Source organism: Streptomyces sp. NPDC049577 (assembly GCF_040675635.1).
Lineage (GTDB): Bacteria > Actinomycetota > Actinomycetes > Streptomycetales > Streptomycetaceae > Streptomyces.
In genome coordinates this window covers 62837-79736 of record NZ_JBFAPH010000001.1, presented here as the reverse complement: position 1 = coordinate 79736, position 16900 = coordinate 62837, and the positions used below count along the sequence as shown (strand labels likewise).

Sequence of the window (16900 nt, the reverse complement as noted above, 5' to 3'; positions counted from 1 at the left end):
TCATGATCGTCCTGATGTCGGCCTCGCAGTTCTTCACCCAGCGCCAGCTGATGACGAAGAACGTCGACCTCACGGTGAAGACGCCGTTCATGCAGCAGCAGAAGATGCTGATGTACGTCTTCCCGATCATGTTCGCCGTCTTCGGCATCAACTTCCCGGTCGGTGTCCTGGTCTACTGGCTGACCACCAACGTGTGGACCCTGGGTCAGCAGATGTTCGTCATCCGGCGCAACCCGACCCCGGGCAGCCTCGCCTACCAGCAGCGCCAGGAGCGGCTGCGGGCCAAGGGCAAGCTCAAGGAGGACCCGGCCGAGGTCGAGGCCCGGAAGGCCGTCGAGGCCGCGCGTGCCGCCCGTCAGCAGCCGAAGCGGCAGACCAAGTCCAAGCGCCAGGTCACCGGCACGGGCCGGTCGCAGGCGCAGTCCTCCGACGGAACCGGGCAGAAGCCCTCCGGCGGAACCGGGCAGAAGCGCAAGGGCGGCCCACAGCAGCCCAAGCACCCCTCCAAGAAGTGACGAAGGACTCCACCGTGACGGACACACAGGGCCAGACGAGCGCGGCCGCCGCCGAGGGCACCGACACCCTCTCCCGCCTGGAGCAGGAGGGCGAGATCGCGGCCGACTACCTCGAAGGGCTGCTGGACATCGCCGACCTGGACGGCGACATCGACATGGACGTCGAGGCGGACCGTGCCTCGGTGTCGATCATCAGCGACTCCACCAGCCGCGACCTGCAGAAGCTCGTCGGCCGCGACGGTGAGGTGCTGGAGGCGCTCCAGGAGCTGACCCGGCTCGCGGTGAACCGGGAGACCGGCGACCGCAGCCGGCTGATGCTGGACATCGCGGGCTTCCGGGCCCGCAAGCGCGAGGAGCTCGCCAAGCTGGGCGCCCAGGCCGCCCAGGAGGCCAAGAGCACCGGCCAGCCGGTCCGGCTCGACCCGATGTCGCCCTTCGAGCGCAAGGTCGTGCACGACGCGGTGGCCGCCGCCGGCCTGCGCAGCGAGTCCGAGGGCGAGGAGCCGCAGCGACGCGTGGTCGTCCTCCCGGCCTGACCCTGTCCCACTTCCAGGTGCCCCCGGCCCCGTCTGCTCGCAGGCGGGGCCGAACCTTGTCAGCCTGCTACTCCAGCTACCCGCAATTTCAGCTCACTGTGTACGAGCTCACTGTGTACGGAAGGACGGTTCCCCGTGGAAGAGGCAGCGGAGCTCCCCCCGGCGCCACCGGAGGCACGGGCGGTTTTCGGTGACCGCTTTCCGGAAGCCGTCCGCTACGCGGAACTGCTCGCGGACGCGGGCGTCAAGCGCGGCCTGATCGGGCCCCGCGAGGTTCCCCGGCTGTGGGAGCGGCACCTGCTGAACTGCGCGGTGCTCTCCGAGGCCGTGGCGGAAGGCGTCTCCGTCTGCGATGTGGGCTCCGGCGCCGGCCTGCCCGGCATCCCGCTGGCCCTCTGCCGGCCGGACCTCCAGATCACGCTGCTGGAGCCGCTGCTGCGCCGTACGACCTTCCTCCAGGAGGTCGTCGAGCTGCTCGGCCTCGACCACGTCACGGTGGTGCGCGGACGGGCCGAGGAGATGCTCGGCAAGGTGCCGCCGGTGCATGTGGTCACCGCCCGGGCCGTGGCACCGCTGGACCGGCTGGCAGGCTGGGGGGTCCCGCTGCTGCGCCCCTACGGCGAGATGCTGGCCCTCAAGGGCGACACCGCCGAGGAGGAGATCCAGAGCGCCCGCGCCGCGCTGAGCCGGCTCGGCGTCGTGCGGACCTCCGTGCTCCAGGTCGGCGAGGGCGTCGTGGACCCGCTGTCCACCGTGGTGCGGGTGGAGGTCGGGGAGAGCCCCGGCGGCGTGCGGTTCGCCGCCAAGCGGGCGAAGGCGGCCCGGACCAGCCGGGCGCGCCGGCGTCGCTGACGCAGCCGGTGGTGGCAGGGCCACCGGAGCCGGGAGCGCTGCTCCATACAAGCTGCCAAAACTACGCATTTCGGAGTGTCGCAGCAGCTCGGCGGCAGCGTCCCGGCATCGTGTTTCACGTGAAACATCGCTCCCTGCTGCATGGAATCATCGGCCGCAGTCGCGCGGCGTCCGCGTCCCGCGACTGCAAGCCGGTCGAGAGCGTCAGTTCATCCACAGGAATCGTGGATTCCTCCACAGGAGAGCGGGCCTCGCTGGTTCACGACCCCGAAAGCATGGCAGTCTCTGTTCATCGCGAGCCTGCTGTTGAGGAGAGTGAATCCTTGCGGTCCGACGCCAATACCGCGGGGCCGATGACCGACCCGGTCCCCGGTCCCCGCCCCGCCGACTCCGATCCGGTGACCGTCCACGGTCCACTGATCGGCGCGGAGGTCGTTTCACATGAAACACGGCCTTCGATGCCGCGGCCGGATCAGACCCGGGTCATGGTGGTCGCCAATCAGAAGGGCGGAGTCGGCAAGACCACGACCACCGTCAATCTGGCGGCGTCCCTGGCGCTGCACGGCAACCGCGTTCTCGTCATCGACCTGGATCCGCAGGGCAACGCCTCCACCGCACTGGGCATCGACCACCACGCCGATGTGCCCTCGATCTACGACGTCCTGGTGGACAGCAAGCAGCTCTCCGAGGTCGTGCAGCCGGTACGGGACGTCGAGGGACTCTTCTGTGCCCCGGCGACCATCGATCTGGCGGGCGCCGAGATCGAGCTGGTCTCCCTGGTCGCGCGTGAGAGCCGGCTGGACCGCGCCATCAAGGCCTATGAGCAGCCGCTCGACTACATCCTCATCGACTGCCCGCCCTCGCTGGGCCTGCTGACGGTCAACGCCCTGGTGGCCAGTGCCGAGGTGTTGATCCCGATCCAGTGCGAGTACTACGCGCTGGAGGGCCTCGGACAGCTGCTGCGCAACGTCGAGCTGGTGCGGGGGCACCTCAACCCCAAGCTCCATGTGTCGACGATCCTGCTCACCATGTACGACGGGCGGACCAGGCTCGCCTCGCAGGTCGCCGACGAGGTACGCAGCCACTTCGGGCAGGAGGTGCTGCGGACCAGCATTCCGCGCTCGGTCCGTATCTCCGAGGCGCCCAGCTACGGCCAGACGGTGCTCACCTACGATCCGAGCTCCAGCGGCGCCCTCTCCTATCTGGAGGCCGCACGGGAGATCGCACTGCGGGGGATCGGTGTGCACTACGACGGCAGCAGGGCCCATACGGTGGGCCACCAGCAACAGCATGACCAGCACAGCATGTCGGAGGGGCTTCAGTGAGTGAGCGACGTAGAGGACTGGGCCGTGGGCTCGGTGCCCTGATCCCGGCCGCGCCGACGGGGTCGGAGACGGGCGCACCGACCGTAGGGTCCGGTGCCACGTCCCCCACAGCGGTACCGCTTCTGACACCGGAGCGAGGCGTTGCCGCGGCCAAGGTGACCACCCTCCCCGTCGAGAAGACCTCTGTTTCACGTGAAACCGAGGACCATGACCTCCCGGAGCGTTCGGAGAGCGACGCCGCGCCCCCTTCGGGCGTGGCCGGCGCCCACTTCGCCGAGTTGCCTCTCGACGCCATCACGCCCAACCCGCGTCAGCCCCGAGATGTTTTCGACCAGGATGCTCTCGACGAGCTGGTCACCTCCATCCGCGAAGTCGGTCTGCTCCAGCCGGTCGTCGTCCGGCAGCTGGCACCGGAGCGCTACGAACTCATCATGGGCGAGCGCCGCTGGCGTGCCTGTCGTGAGGCCGGGCTGGAGCGCATCCCCGCCATCGTCCGGGCCACGGAAGACGAGAAGCTCCTCCTCGACGCGCTGCTGGAGAACCTGCACCGGGCTCAGCTGAACCCGCTGGAGGAGGCGGCCGCCTACGACCAGCTGCTCAAGGACTTCAACTGCACGCACGACGAGCTCGCCGATCGCATCGGCCGCTCCCGTCCGCAGGTTTCCAACACGCTGCGTCTGCTGAAGCTGTCGCCTGCGGTGCAGCGGCGGGTCGCTGCCGGAGTGCTCTCCGCGGGCCATGCCCGGGCGCTGCTCTCGGTCGATGACTCCGAGGAGCAGGACCGGCTGGCCAAGCGGATCGTGGCCGAGGGACTGTCGGTGCGCGCGGTGGAAGAGATCGTGACGCTGATGGGCTCGCGCTCGAAGGGCTCGACCAAGCCCAAGGGCCCGCGCGCCGGCGGTCGGGTGTCCCCGGCGCTCACCGATCTCGCCACGCGGCTGTCGGACCGCTTCGAGACCAGGGTGAAGGTCGACCTGGGCCAGAAGAAGGGCAAGATCGTCGTCGAGTTCGCCTCGATGGAGGATCTGGAGCGCATCCTGACCACGCTTGCCCCGGGCGAGGGGCGCGTTCTGGAGCAGAAGCTCTCCGCCGCTGACGCGGAGGACGCAGGCTAAAGCTCAGGGCCTTTCAGTCAGAGGTCTCCACTCAGAGGTTTTCACTCAGAGCCTTTCGCGCAGGCGGCGCAGGGGCGGGTTGTGTTTCACGTGGAACACAACCCGCCCTTTGCCTTTCCCGGCTGTCGGCCCAAACGGCCTGCGGATACGATGCGTTGAGGTATGGCACATCCACGGTGGACGTTGTTCGCGGAGGGGCGGGGCCATGCGATCGGTGAGCCGGACCGGACTGGTGGCGACAGGCTTGGGCCTGGGGGCTGTCGGCGGATTCGTCGGCAGTCTCCTTCGGGAACGCAGCGCTCTGAGCGCCGCCCGGGGCGCGGCACGCGACGAGAGTGAGGAACTGGCTGCATGGGGCGTCGGCTCGTACCGCTCACGCTGGACAACCTCCCGGACCTGCCCAAGCGCTGTCGCGCCTGTGTCTTCTGGGAGCTCGACCCGGTCAACGGAGAGGCCGCGCTGAGGGGCGGGCGCCCCGAGCTCGAGAAGGAGGCCTGGATCTCCGCGGTCCTGCTGGAGTGGGGCTCGTGCGGTCGGGTGGTCTATGTCGATGACATCCCGGTGGGCTTTGTGCTCTACGCGCCGCCGGCTTATGTGCCTCGTTCGACGGCCTTCCCCACCAGCCCGGTCTCGGCCGATGCCGTGCAGCTGACGACCGCCTGGCTGATGCCCGAGTATCAGGGGCAAGGGCTGGGGCGGGTCATGGTGCAGACGGTGGCCAAGGACGTGCTGAGGCGGGGATTCAAGGCCATCGAGGCGTTCGGTGACGCCCGCTGGAAGGAACCCGCGTGTGTGCTGCCCGCCGATCATCTGCTGGCGGTGGGCTTCAAGACGGTACGGCCGCACCCGCGCTATCCGCGGTTGCGGTTGGAGCTGCGGTCCGCGCTGTCGTGGAAGGAAGACGTGGAGCTGGCGCTGGACCGGCTGCTCGGCGCCGTGCAGAAGGAGCCGGCGCTGCGGCCGCTATAACGCCGGCCGCTCTATCGCCGGCCGCTGTCACACGGTCGCTGTTTCACGTGAAACGGGGTTCCACGTGAAACGGGCCCGCCCCTCGGATCGAGGAGCGGGCCCGCTTGGCTGCCGGACGTGGTCAGCCGATGATCACTTGCCGGCCAGGAACGGGTCCAGCTCGCGCTCGAGGGCGGCCTTCGGCTTGGCGCCCACGATGGTCTGCACTACCTCGCCACCCTGGTAGACGTTGAGCGTCGGGATCGACATCACGCCGTACTTCGCGGCGGTCGCCGGGTTCTGGTCGATGTTCAGCTTGACGATCTCGATCTTGTCGCCGTGCTCGGCGGCGATCGCCTCCAGGGAGGGGGCGATCTGGCGGCACGGGCCGCACCACTCGGCCCAGAAGTCAACGAGGACGGGCTTGTCGCTCTTGAGGACGTCCTCGTCGAAGGAAGCGTCGGTCACGGCCTTGAGAGCCATTGAGGTCTCCTTGGATCTTTTCTGCGGGTGGGGGGAGATCAGAGGGCGCTGATCAGGGAGTCTTCTCGGGCTCCCGGACGCCCTCGCCGTCGGAGAGCGCGGCGAGGTAGCGCTCGGCGTCCAGCGCGGCCGAGCAGCCGGTGCCGGCAGCGGTGATGGCCTGTCGGTAGGTGTGGTCCACGACGTCGCCCGCGGCGAAGACACCGGTCAGGTTGGTGCGGGTCGAGGGGGCGTCGACCTTCAGGTAGCCCTCCTCGTCCAGCTCCAGCTGGCCCTTGAACAGCTCGGTGCGGGGGTCGTGACCGATGGCGATGAAGAGGCCGGTCACCGGGAGCTCCGAGGTCTCGCCGGTCTTGACGTTGCGCAGGGTGAGACCGGAGAGCTTGTTCTCGCCGTGGAGCTCGGCGACCTCGCTGTCCCAGACGAAGGAGACCTTCGGGTCGGCGAAGGCGCGCTCCTGCATGGCCTTGCTGGCGCGCAGGGTGTCGCGGCGGTGGACCACGGTGACGGACTTGGCGAAGCGCGAGAGGAAGGTGGCCTCCTCCATCGCGGTGTCGCCACCACCGATCACGGCGATGTCCTGGTCCTTGAAGAAGAAGCCGTCGCACGTGGCGCACCACGACACGCCGCGGCCGGAGAGCTCGTCCTCGCGGGGCAGCCCGAGCTTGCGGTGCTGGGAGCCGGTGGCCACGATCACGGCCTTGGCGCGGTGCACGGTGCCGGCGGAGTCGGTGACGGTCTTGATCTCGTCGCTGAGGTCGACAGCGGCGACGTCGTCCGGAATGAGCTCGGCGCCGAAGCGCTCGGCCTGGGCCCGCATGTTGTCCATCAGGTCGGGGCCCATGATCCCGTCGCGGAAGCCGGGGAAGTTCTCCACGTCGGTGGTGTTCATCAGCGCACCACCGGCGGTCACGGCGCCCTCGAAGACCAGCGGCTTCAGGGACGCGCGGGCGGTGTACAGCGCGGCCGTATAGCCCGCGGGCCCGGAGCCAATGATGATCACGTTGCGGACGTCGCTCACGGGTGTCTTCCTTGTCTCTGCCGACTGCTGTCTGGTCCTTGCTGGGTCTCACCCCACCCAACGGATCCTACGGGGCGAGCATTCCCCAAGGAGACGACAGCCCGGAGCCGGGGCCGCTCAGTCGCGCCGCAGCGTCCGGTTCAGCAGCACCTTCCCACGCGGGGCTGAGGTATCGGCGTCACAGGCCGACGACACGACGTACGCGTCGACGAGAGTGGTGTCACCTGGGTGCGGCAGGACGATGAGGAAGGCGTCCTTTCCGTCATAGGTCTCCGGACGGGCAGCCAGTTCGTTGTCCGTCCGGCCGATGCCCTCCCGTACACAGACGGGTGGTGTGGTGCCGACGTCGCGCAGCATCGTCTCGGGAGAGTTCTGGGCGCTCTTCCCGCGCGGTTCATTGGGCTTCGCCGTCCGCAGCAGATCCCGGACGTTGGTGGCCAGATCACCGGAGGCGAAGCCGGACGCTGTCCGGCTCGTCCCCGGCGCGGGTGGTCCGGCGTGGGTGTCCCGGTCGCTGCCGCCCGGAAGGAAGAGGCTTCCCACGCCGATGACCGCCGCCGCACAGGCGGTGCCCAGCAGCGCCCTGGACCAGCGCCGAGGACGCCGGGCGGGCTTCTGCCGGCCCGGCCCGGTGGCGGCGCGAGGACGCCCTGCGGGCCGGCTCGGCCCGCCGCCCTGGGCCGTCGGCCCTGCGGTGGTGGTTTCACGTGAAACAGGGGGCTGGGTCAGGGTGCCGGTCGCCGCTTCCCGGGAGTCAGCCGTTTCACGTGAAACGTCGTCGGTGGTGAGCGGCGCGCTCGCGAGCGGTGTGGTCGCGTCGAGCAGCGCCTCGGCGGCGAGCGCGGCATCGATCCGCTCGGCGACATCGACCGGCATCCGGGCCGGGCCGGGCAGGGTGCCGAGGAGCCCCCGGATCTCGTCCAGGGAGCTGCGGACGTCCTCGCACAGCGCGCAATCCGCCAGGTGCTCCCGCACATGCACGGAGCGTGCGGGGGACAGCACACCCTCGGTGAGTGCGGAGATCTCCGCGACCTCCGGGTGCTCATCCGTGCCGGTCGTCGAAGTCACGCTCGCCCACCTCCGCCCTTCACTGGGTCCGTGTCACTCTGTTCTGCCGGTGGTGGGACGGACGTCCCCTGCGACCGGTTCCTTTCCCTGTCAAGAGCGGGGCTACCCCTGCCATCCGGGCGCAGATGGGTGAGCAACGGCAGCAATCGGGCACGGCCCCGTGCACATCTGCTCTTCACGGTGCCCGTCGGCACGTCCAGCACCTTGGCGGCCTCGGCGACGGGGTAGCCCTGCATGTCGACCAGCACCAGGGCCGCCCGCTGGTCCGGCGGCAGCGTGGCCAGGGCCTTGAGGAGCTCGCGGTGCAGGTCTCCGCGCTCGGCCGGGGCGGCCGCGGACTCATGGGGTTCGAGGAGCTGTTCCAGCCGCTCGGTCTCGGCGAGCGGTGCGGTCCGCCGGGACGCCGCCTTGCGGGCCCGGTCCAGGCAGGCGTTCACGGTGATGCGGTGCAGCCATGTGGTGACGGCGGACTGCCCACGGAAGGTGTGCGCGGCCCGGTACGCGGAGACCAGCGCGTCCTGGACGGCGTCGGCGGCCTCCTCCCGGTCCCCGAGCGTCCGCAGCGCCACCGCCCAGAGCCGGTCGCGGTGGCGCCGGACTATCTCGCCGAAGGCATCGGGGTCACCCTCGACGTGCAACCCGAGAAGCTCGGCGTCGCTCGCGGCGCGCCGTGTGGCGTCGTCCAACGTCGAGCCTCCCCCTTGTGCCCCGACCGCGCGTCAGCTGGTCACCTTGATCTCGGAGACCTTGCCCCGATACTCGCCGTTGGTCAATGGCAGCTTGGTCAGCCAGACCAGAACGTAGCGCGCCTCCAGGGGCTTGTCCGGCTTCAGCGAGACGTCCTTGCCCGAGCCCGAGGCGACCTTCTGGTAGCTGTCGAGCGACTTCGGCATGGTCGAGGAGTCGGACGTGGCCGCCCGCAGCTCCACCGACGTCCTGCCGGCGAAGGTGACCTTGACGTTGCCGACCGGCTGCTTCTTGCCGAGGTCCAGGATGAGGCCGACGCCTTCCTTCAGGGACCCGAAGCTGGCGTTGGTGTAGGAGTCCGTCGTCCAGGACGTCGAGGGGTCGTCGTCGATGGCCTTGGCGATGTCGCGGCTCTTCTCGGAGCCGTCGCCCAGCGGGTCGAAGTCCTGGACGTCCGTGATGTGGATGGGATGGCTGACGACCTTCTGTGCCGTCCCGTCGTCCGTCGACTGCGTGGTCCGCGGGTTGTCCGATTCGCCGTCCTTGAGCAGGGCGTCCGCGAGCTGCCAGCTGCCCAGGCCGAGGGCGGCGATGAGCAGGGCGGAGACGCTCCACTTCAGCGCCCGGCCCGCGCCGCTCTGCAGCGGGGGCGGCGGGGGAACCGGCGCCGGCTGGGCGGGGTGAACGTTGCGCACCGACGCCGGGCCGTAGCCACCGGCCGGGTAGCCGGTGCGCGGGTACGGCGACGGCGGTGTGAAGGAGGGCTCCGGCGGGCGGATGCGCGGCATGGCCGCGACCGCCTTGGCCAGCTCCTCCGGCGTGGTGCACGGCTGTTCCTGCCGTGAGGCGGTCGCGCCGTCGTTGACCAGCGCCCGCATGGCCAGCTCCGACAGACCCCGGTGCACCCCCGCCCGCACCTGGTCGGGGGCGATGAGGCCGACGCCCTTGGGCAGGCCGGACAGCCCATACGCGTTGTTCTCGTACGGCCAGCGCTGGGTGAGCGCGGCGTAGAGGAGGGCGCCGATGGCCTCGGTGTCGGTGCGCTGGGGCTGCTCGGAGGTGATGCCCCGCAGGGCGGCCATGACGGCGAGGCCGCGAATGCGGTACTGCCCGGTCTCGGTGCGGAGCACGGAGCCCGGGTTGAGGCGCAGATGGGCGAGACCCTCGCGGTGGGCGGCGGCCATGGCCTGGGAGACCTGGCTCACGAGCTGGTAGGCGTCGTGGGGTTCGAGCGGGCCGGCGTTGAGGAGCGGGGTGAGCTCGGTGGCGTCGGGAAGCCACTCGTGGACGACGTAGACGAGTTCGTCCTCCTCGACCGCGTCGAGGACCTGGACGAAGCGCGGATCACCGAGCAGGGCGGCGGAGCGGGCGGCGGCCAGCACGGGCCGGGCCCGGGGGTGGTCGGCGGGCAGCACATGGACGCCCACGGCACGACGGAGCTTCTCGTCGACCGCACGCCAGCTGCTGAATCCCTCCAGACGGGTGACGCACTCCTCCAGCCGGTACCTTCTGGCGAGTTTGTGGCCGCTGTGCAACTCGGGCGGCTGTGCGTCGCGCGCGGCTCCACCGCTCTCCGCGCGCTTCTTCTGCTGGTGCGTGCCGGCCTTGTCGTCGGCCTCCGCCCCGTCGGTCGTGGCCTGGCCCGCCTTGGCGGTCAGCGGCTGGTCACCGCTGTTGTCGGCCACGTCGACGGCAGCCGTGCTCCGTTCCGCCACCGTCGTTCCTGCCTCCCCATCCGTTGCACGCTGTCCACAGCCAAGACAATTGTGCCCACAGTCCGGCGCTATGCACGACACGCGGCGGCGGGCGAAGGTTGTGCTCCGGTCAGCGACCGAGACGGCCCCGAACCATACCGACCATGGCGGTCAACTCCTCGATCCGCATCCGCTTGGCGGCGATGTAGAAGACCGCGATCAGGATGAGACCGCCACCTGCCAGCGCGGCGAGCGATCCGGGAACGCCCCTGCCCAGAACCTGACCGATTCCGTAGGCGACGGCGCCGCCGATGAGGGCGGCGGGGATGCAGGCGCCGATCAGACGGGCGTAGGTGCGGACCACACGCGAGCCGTCCAGATCGCCGCCCAGGCGGGTACGCAGCCTGCTCCACGCGATACCCACGCCGACCGCGTAGGCGAGGCCGTAGGAGGCTGCCATGCCGGCGACGGCCCAGCGGGAGGGGAACAGCAGGTAGCTGAGGCCGGAGGCGGCCGCGTTGACGGCGGCGACGATGACGGTGTTGTAGAAGGGGGTGCGCGTGTCCTCATAGGCGTAGAAGCCGCGGAGGATGACGTACTGCGCGGAGTACGGGATCAGACCGAGGCCGAAGGCCATCAGGACGAAACCGATGTTGGTGGCGCCGTTCACGCCCGAGCCGGCGGAGAACATCAGGGTGGACATCGGCACGCCGAGCGCCAGGAAGGCGAAGGCACACGGCACGATCGCGACGGCCGAGGTGCGCAGACCGTGGGAGAGGTCGTCGCGGACGGCCGAGACGTCCCCGTCGTGCGCGGCGCGCGAGATCCGGGGCAGGACGGCGGTCATCACCGAGACGGTGATGATGGCCTGCGGCATCTGCCAGAGCTGGAGGGCGTAGTTGTAGGCGGCGATGCCCGTGCCCTCGTGGCCGCCCTTCTCCGCCAGGGCCCCCGCCTTGGTGGCGAGCTGGGTCACCACGACCAGGCCGACCTGGTTGGCGAGGACGAAGAAGAAGGTCCACTTGGCCAGGCCCGCGGCCTTGCCGAGGCCCTGCCCGCGCCAGTCGAAGCGCGGACGGATCCGGAAGCCGGCGTCCCGCAGGTAGGGGAGCATGGACAGGGCCTGGACGACGAGTCCGAGCAGCGTACCGATGCCGAGCAGCCGGATGCCCTCCGGCGTGATGGTGGCGGCGCTGACCTTGCTGTCGGTGAAGGGGCCGAAGGCCCAGATGAAGGCGCCGAAAGTGGCGATGATGATGATGTTGTTGAGGACCGGGGTCCACATCATCGCGCCGAAGCGGCCCCGGGCGTTGAGGATCTGGCCCAGGACGACGTGCACGCCCATGAAGAACATGGTCGGCAGGCAGTAGCGGGCGAAGGCGACCGCCACGTCCATCCGTGCCGGATCGTCGGCGATGGTCGGCGACATCATCCGGATGAAGAGCGGAGCTCCCAGCACACAGACGGTGGTGACGCCGGCCAGCAGGACGACGACAAGGGTGAGGAGCCGGTTGGCGTAGGCCTCGCCGCCGTCCTCGTCGTTCTTCATCGAGCGCACGAGCTGCGGGATGAACACCGCGTTCAGCGCGCCACCGCCGACGAGGATGTAGATCATCGTCGGGAGGGTGTTGGCGACCTGGTAGTCGTCGTTGAGCGTGCCGACGCCGATCGCGGCGGCCATCACCAGGTTCCGCCCGAATCCCAGGACGCGGGAGACCATCGTCCCCGCCGCCATCACCGCGCTGGACTTCAGCAGGCTCGCAGCCCGGCCGCCCTTGGCCGCCTCGGCGGGAGCCGCCGGCTCGGCCTCGGGCTCGGGCTCCGAGAGCGGTTCGGCCGGGGGCACCTGCGGCGGGGTGGGCAGGGGGCTGTACTGGCCGGGCGCCGGGATCTGCTGCCCCTGCTGTCCTTGCGGACGCGACGGCTCGTACGGCTGCTGCTGGTCGCGGTACAGGTGTGCGAAGGCGTCGTTGGGGCCGCGTTCGCCCTCGAATCCGCTCACGCCGGGAAATTCGGCCGCCGGCTCGTCGTCGTACGGGCCGGGAGCCTGCCCCGCACGGGGCGCCGGCGCCGGAGCCGGCGCGGGGGCCGGGGTCCAGGCGCGGGGCCGCTGGGGCGGCGTGGGCTGGTCGTAGCGGGCGTCCGGGCCCGGTGCGGGCATGGCCTGTGTGCGCTCGCCGTACGGGTCCGCCATGGGCATGGCCTGTGTGCGCTCGCCGTACGGGTCCGCCATGGGCATCGCCTGGGTGCGCTCGCCGTACGGGTCGGGCGCGGGCATGGCCTGCGTCCGTTCGCCGTACGGATCGGCGGCGTACGCGTCGCGCAGATAGGGGTCCTGCGCGTACGGGCCCTGCTGCGAGGGGTCCGGGGCAGGCTGGTCCGGCCCGCCGGGCGGGTAGTGGCCCGGCTGCTCACCGCCCGCGCCCCGACCGCGGTCACCGTCGTACGGCGCGTTCATCGCTACCCCACCTCATCGTCCGCGGCCGACCGGCCCCACAACACGTCAACGTTCCACTTTCTCACCTGGGCCGGGCGGGCCACCGTTTTGCGTTCCGGTGTCCGTGGCCGGATCACCGGGCTGCCCGGGCCCGCCGTCCTGCGGCCCGTCGTCCTCGCCGGAGCCGTTTCCGCCGGAGTCGCCGCCGGAACCGCTCCCGCTGTCGCTCTCCGGCCCGTCGCCGGCGGGGCCACGCGCGGCGGCCCGCTTGCGCTGAAGGTAGATCCGCAGACCTGCGAGGACCAGCAGCAGCACGCCACCGGCGATGACGAGCAGCACCATAGGCGTGATGGACGTGACATGCACAGTGAAGGTCATCGAGTCGCCGTACTGCTGCCCGTCGGCCGTGTAGAGACGGGCCGTGACCTGGACCGGGCCGTTGGCGTTGGCCCGCGTCTCGAACTTCACCGACGGCCGTTGGCCGCCCTCGACGTGGACCGGCTGCTCGTCCTCGATCTTCAGACGGTTCGGCTGGCTGGACTCCAGGACGAGCTTCAGTCCCTGGACGCCCTGCAGCAGGTTGTTCTGCACGGTCACCGGGATCGTCGCGCTGCGACCGGACAGCGTCACGTCGGACTTCTTCACCAGCTGGACCTGGCGCGTGAGCGTGTACAGGTACGACTGCACGGACTCGCGGAAGGCCGCGGCGCCCTGGGGGTCGCCCCGCCAGGAGGTGGACAACTCCCGCATGATCGCGCTGCCGAACGGGGTGACGACGCGGTCCTGGGAGGTCAGGATGACCTTGAAGTTGTCCAGGGTGGTCTGGGTCTTCTGGATCTCCTGGAAGGCCTGGGTGCTCAGCTCCTGCGTGCGCAGCGAGTCCGGGTAGGAGCCGGGACCGGGCACCTGCTGGTTCGCGGCCGGATCCGGAGTGGCCTTGGCGGCCTCCCCCAGGTCCAGCGGCTGGGTCCAGCGGCCGTCCGACAGGGCCTTGAGCGCGGCCGCCATGGCCTGGGCCTGGCTCGTGGTGGGCATGCGCTGCGGGGCGACGACGATGCTGCGCTCGTTCTCGGGCGCCTGCTTGTTCACCTCCAGGCTCTGGGCGAGGAAGCGCTGCACGGCGAGCGAGGAGTCGCCCGCACGGATCAGGTCGCCCTGGAAGGCCGTGGAGAGCCGGTAGTCGGCGACGACGGCCGTGTTGCCGCCGCCGATCTGGCGGGCGGCCGTGGGGGCGTACGACGGGCTGCCGGCCTCACGGAGGCTGTCGCTGCGGGCGATGACGTTGTGGGCGCCGGCGGAGGTCGCGACGTCCACGATCGAGGAGTCGACGGCTCCGTCGACGGGCCAGGCGAAGTCTGTGCGCGGCTTCACGCCCAGGATCGTGTCCACGGTGGTCGAGGCGAGCTCCGTGGCCGACTGGAGGTGGCTCAGGGCGCCCGAGACGTCCTTGCCGCTGTGGGCCAGCGAGGCGAGGTCGGGGTCGGCGAACGGCAGGGCGACGACCTGATGGCCGGCGACCGCGTCCTGGAGCTGCTTGAGCCACTGCTTGGCCACCGCCTGGCCGTGACCGGGCGTGCTCTTCCCGTCCGGTCCGGCGATGCCGTAGCTCTTGGTCATCGCCTCGACCGTCGCCAGCAGGTCCGGATCGATCACCCAGGTGATCGGCAGGTCCTTGCCCAGCGCGACGAGCTGCTGCAGCCGGCCGCCCGGCGCCAGCTCGGCCGCGAGGGCGTCGTTCGGGAAGACCGGCGTCTGCTGCCGGTCGGACTCGGTGCGCGCGGTGAGGTGGGTGGCGGAGATCAGCGGCCACAGGAAGGTCAGCCGGGTCTTCTTGCCCTCGACCGGCGACGGCTGCCAGGGCAGCAGCGTCCGCTGGATGCCCAGCACCCGCTCGTACTGCTGGTCGGAGGACTGCCCGGAGAGCGTCACGCCGAGCTGGTAGACGCCGTCCTTGCCGAGGTCCAGGTCCTTCGCGGGAAGGGACAGGGAGAAGTCCCGGCTCACCCCCGGAGCCAGCTTGTCGATCTTCTGGATGTGGTTTCCGCCGACCTCGGACCCGTCCGAGCCCTGGGAGAAGCTCTTCCGGTTGCCGATGTCGTCCGCGTCACTGCGCGTCGTGATCTGCTGGCCGACCCGCAGGCCCACGTGCGCGCCGAAGATCGTCGACTTGGTGTTGTTGGTGACGGTGCCCGAGACGGTGAGCGTGTCGTTCTGCGTCGGCGCGACGGGCGTCAGCGTGTCGATGGAGATCGCGACCGAGCGGGCACTCGCTGCGTCCGCACTCGCCGCGTCCGCGCGCGCCGCAGGGGCGGCGGGCAGCTGGACCAGGCCCAGAACGATCAGCAGGGCGACCAGCACGGCTGTGACGTGCCGGGACCACCGGCAGGCAGGAGCGGATCTCGTCCCCTGGAACTCTGCCGCCTCGGCCACGCGCTCGCCCGTCCCTCGTCGTCGTCAGTGGTCGTCGGATGGTGCGTCCACGAATGGTAACGAGGCCCGCTGTGGCGAAGTGCTGCGGACCGCACTACAAGATCGCCGCCGCAGCCCGTTGTCCGTGCTGCGCCTGGTTTGTGTGGCCTGATGTGAAGCGCCCCATAATCGGAGAGGCTCACACGCGCGCGGCCACGTACCCTGTTCTGTTGTGCCGAATGCCAACAGTGACAGCCCCACCCCGCCGTCGACGAACGAGCTCAGCCAGGCGCAGCGCCGGGCCGTGAGCGAGCTGCTGCGGGTGTCCCCCGTAGCCGACGATCTCGCCTGCCGATTCCAGGAGGCCGGCTTCACGCTGGCGCTGGTCGGCGGGTCCGTGCGGGATGCCTTGCTGGGCCGGCTCGGCAACGATCTCGACTTCACCACGGACGCCCGCCCGGAGGACGTGCTCAAGATCGTCCGGGGCTGGGCGGACGCCGTCTGGGAGGTCGGCATCGCCTTCGGGACCGTGGGTCTCCGCAAGTCCGATTTCGACATTGAGATCACGACATACCGCTCGGAAGCGTATGACCGCACCTCGCGGAAGCCGGAGGTCTCCTACGGCGACACCATCGAGGAGGACCTGGTCCGTCGCGACTTCACCGTGAACGCGATGGCCGTCGTTCTGCCGCAGAAGGAGTTCGTCGACCCGCACAACGGCCTGGAGGACCTGGCCGCGCGCGTGCTGCGCACCCCCGGCACCCCCGAGGACTCCTTCTCGGACGACCCGCTGCGCATGATGCGCGCCGCGCGGTTCGCCGCACAGCTCGACTTCGAGGTCGCTCCCGAGGTCATCGAGGCGATGCGGGAGATGGCCGGCCGTCTGGAGATCGTCTCCGCCGAGCGCGTCCGGGACGAGCTGAACAAGCTGATCCTCTCCGACCACCCCCGCAAGGGCCTGAGCCTGATGGTCGTCACCGGGCTTGCCCAGCTCGTGCTGCCCGAGCTGCCCGCGCTGCGTCTGGAGCGCGACGAGCACCACCGGCACAAGGACGTCTACGAGCACACGCTGACCGTGCTGGAGCAGGCCATCGACCTGGAAGCGCCCCGCGACCAGCCGGGCGGCGGCCCCGACCTGGTGCTGCGCCTGGCCGCGCTGCTGCACGACATCGGCAAGCCGAGGACGCGGCGCTTCGAGAAGGACGGCCGGGTCTCCTTCCACCACCACGAGGTGGTCGGCGCGAAGATGACCAAGTCGCGGATGACCAAGCTCAAGTACTCCAACGAGCTGGTCAAGGACGTCTCGAAGCTGGTCGAGCTGCATCTGCGCTTCCACGGCTACGGCACGGGAGAGTGGACCGACTCGGCCGTGCGCCGTTATGTGCGCGACGCCGGGCATCTGCTGGACCGGCTGCACAAGCTGACCCGTTCCGACTGCACCACCCGGAACAGGCGGAAGGCGCAGGCGCTCTCCCGTGCCTACGACGGGCTGGAGGAGCGCATCGCGCGTCTCCAGGAGCAGGAGGAGCTGGACTCGATCCGGCCCGACCTCAACGGCAACGACATCATGGAGATCCTGGGCATCGGCCCGGGCCCGGAGATCGGCAAGGCGTACAAGCACATGCTGGAGCTGCGCCTGGAGAACGGCCCCATGGAGCGCGAGGCCGCTGTCGCCGCGCTCAAGGAGTGGTGGGCGGCCCAGCAGGCCTGACGCATCGCGGTGATGTTTCACGTGAAACGTCACCGGCGGAATATGGCGAGGGGCGGTGTTTCACGTGAAACACCGCCCCTCGCCATAGCGGGACTGGGT

At 70.1% G+C, this 16900-nt stretch carries 14 protein-coding genes; 7 read left to right on the top strand and 7 right to left on the bottom strand.

Annotation, left to right across the window (positions count from 1 at the left end; all coding sequences use genetic code 11):
• From AB0K09_RS00365 to AB0K09_RS00340, 6 genes are all read left to right on the top strand, one after another.
• Positions 1 to 515, top strand: a 515-nt coding sequence (locus tag AB0K09_RS00365; RefSeq protein ID WP_366062932.1) for a YidC/Oxa1 family membrane protein insertase, incomplete at its 5' end; no start/stop codon positions are given.
• A gap of 14 nt (positions 516 to 529) precedes the next feature.
• Positions 530 to 1051 carry a R3H domain-containing nucleic acid-binding protein gene (locus AB0K09_RS00360; RefSeq protein WP_366062931.1) on the top strand — a complete coding sequence of 174 codons (522 nt, stop codon included), beginning with the start codon at positions 530 to 532 and terminating at the stop codon, positions 1049 to 1051.
• Between the two features lie 135 nt (positions 1052 to 1186).
• Positions 1187 to 1903, top strand: a complete 717-nt coding sequence (rsmG, locus tag AB0K09_RS00355; RefSeq protein WP_366062930.1) for a 16S rRNA (guanine(527)-N(7))-methyltransferase RsmG — start codon at positions 1187 to 1189, stop codon at positions 1901 to 1903.
• Positions 1904 to 2178: 275 nt separating this feature from the next.
• Positions 2179 to 3228: a ParA family protein gene (locus AB0K09_RS00350; protein WP_366062929.1), complete on the top strand. Its 1050-nt coding sequence runs from the start codon at positions 2179 to 2181 to the stop codon at positions 3226 to 3228.
• Complete coding sequence (locus AB0K09_RS00345; protein ID WP_366062927.1) at positions 3225 to 4343, top strand: ParB/RepB/Spo0J family partition protein; 1119 nt, start codon at positions 3225 to 3227, stop codon at positions 4341 to 4343. Before AB0K09_RS00350 ends, AB0K09_RS00345 begins: the two co-directional genes overlap by 4 nt.
• A 351-nt stretch (positions 4344 to 4694) precedes the next feature.
• Complete coding sequence (locus AB0K09_RS00340; RefSeq protein ID WP_366062926.1) at positions 4695 to 5312, top strand: GNAT family N-acetyltransferase; 618 nt, start codon at positions 4695 to 4697, stop codon at positions 5310 to 5312.
• Between the two features lie 132 nt (positions 5313 to 5444).
• Here the strand turns inward: AB0K09_RS00340 and trxA are convergent, their stop codons facing one another.
• The 7 genes from trxA to AB0K09_RS00305 all read right to left on the bottom strand — a co-directional run bounded on the left by trxA (position 5445) and on the right by AB0K09_RS00305 (position 15111).
• Positions 5445 to 5774, bottom strand: a complete 330-nt coding sequence (gene trxA / locus AB0K09_RS00335; RefSeq protein ID WP_366062925.1) for a thioredoxin — start codon at positions 5772 to 5774, stop codon at positions 5445 to 5447.
• Between the two features lie 52 nt (positions 5775 to 5826).
• Positions 5827 to 6795: a thioredoxin-disulfide reductase gene (trxB, locus tag AB0K09_RS00330; protein ID WP_366062924.1), complete on the bottom strand. Its 969-nt coding sequence runs from the start codon at positions 6793 to 6795 to the stop codon at positions 5827 to 5829.
• Positions 6796 to 6912: 117 nt separating this feature from the next.
• The gene (locus AB0K09_RS00325; RefSeq protein WP_366062923.1) at positions 6913 to 7863 is read right to left on the bottom strand and encodes a hypothetical protein; all 951 of its coding nucleotides are present in this window, start codon (positions 7861 to 7863) and stop codon (positions 6913 to 6915) included.
• On the bottom strand, positions 7860 to 8549 hold the full coding sequence (sigM, locus tag AB0K09_RS00320) for an RNA polymerase sigma factor SigM (RefSeq protein ID WP_366062922.1): 690 nt from the start codon (positions 8547 to 8549) through the stop codon (positions 7860 to 7862). The genes AB0K09_RS00325 and sigM overlap by 4 nt, the downstream gene beginning before the upstream one ends.
• 33 nt (positions 8550 to 8582) lie before the next feature.
• Positions 8583 to 10265, bottom strand: coding sequence for a protein kinase family protein (locus AB0K09_RS00315; protein WP_366062921.1), 1683 nt, complete (start codon positions 10263 to 10265; stop codon positions 8583 to 8585).
• A 109-nt stretch (positions 10266 to 10374) separates the two neighbouring features.
• Complete coding sequence (gene murJ / locus AB0K09_RS00310; RefSeq protein WP_366062920.1) at positions 10375 to 12702, bottom strand: murein biosynthesis integral membrane protein MurJ; 2328 nt, start codon at positions 12700 to 12702, stop codon at positions 10375 to 10377.
• 45 nt (positions 12703 to 12747) lie between these two features.
• Positions 12748 to 15111: a DUF6049 family protein gene (locus AB0K09_RS00305; protein WP_366062919.1), complete on the bottom strand. Its 2364-nt coding sequence runs from the start codon at positions 15109 to 15111 to the stop codon at positions 12748 to 12750.
• Between the two features lie 211 nt (positions 15112 to 15322).
• On the opposite strand from AB0K09_RS00305, the gene AB0K09_RS00300 reads away from it, so the two are divergent.
• Entirely contained in the window at positions 15323 to 16801 is a 1479-nt protein-coding gene (locus tag AB0K09_RS00300; RefSeq protein WP_366062918.1) for a CCA tRNA nucleotidyltransferase, read from the top strand.
• Positions 16802 to 16900: the final 99 nt, after the last annotated feature.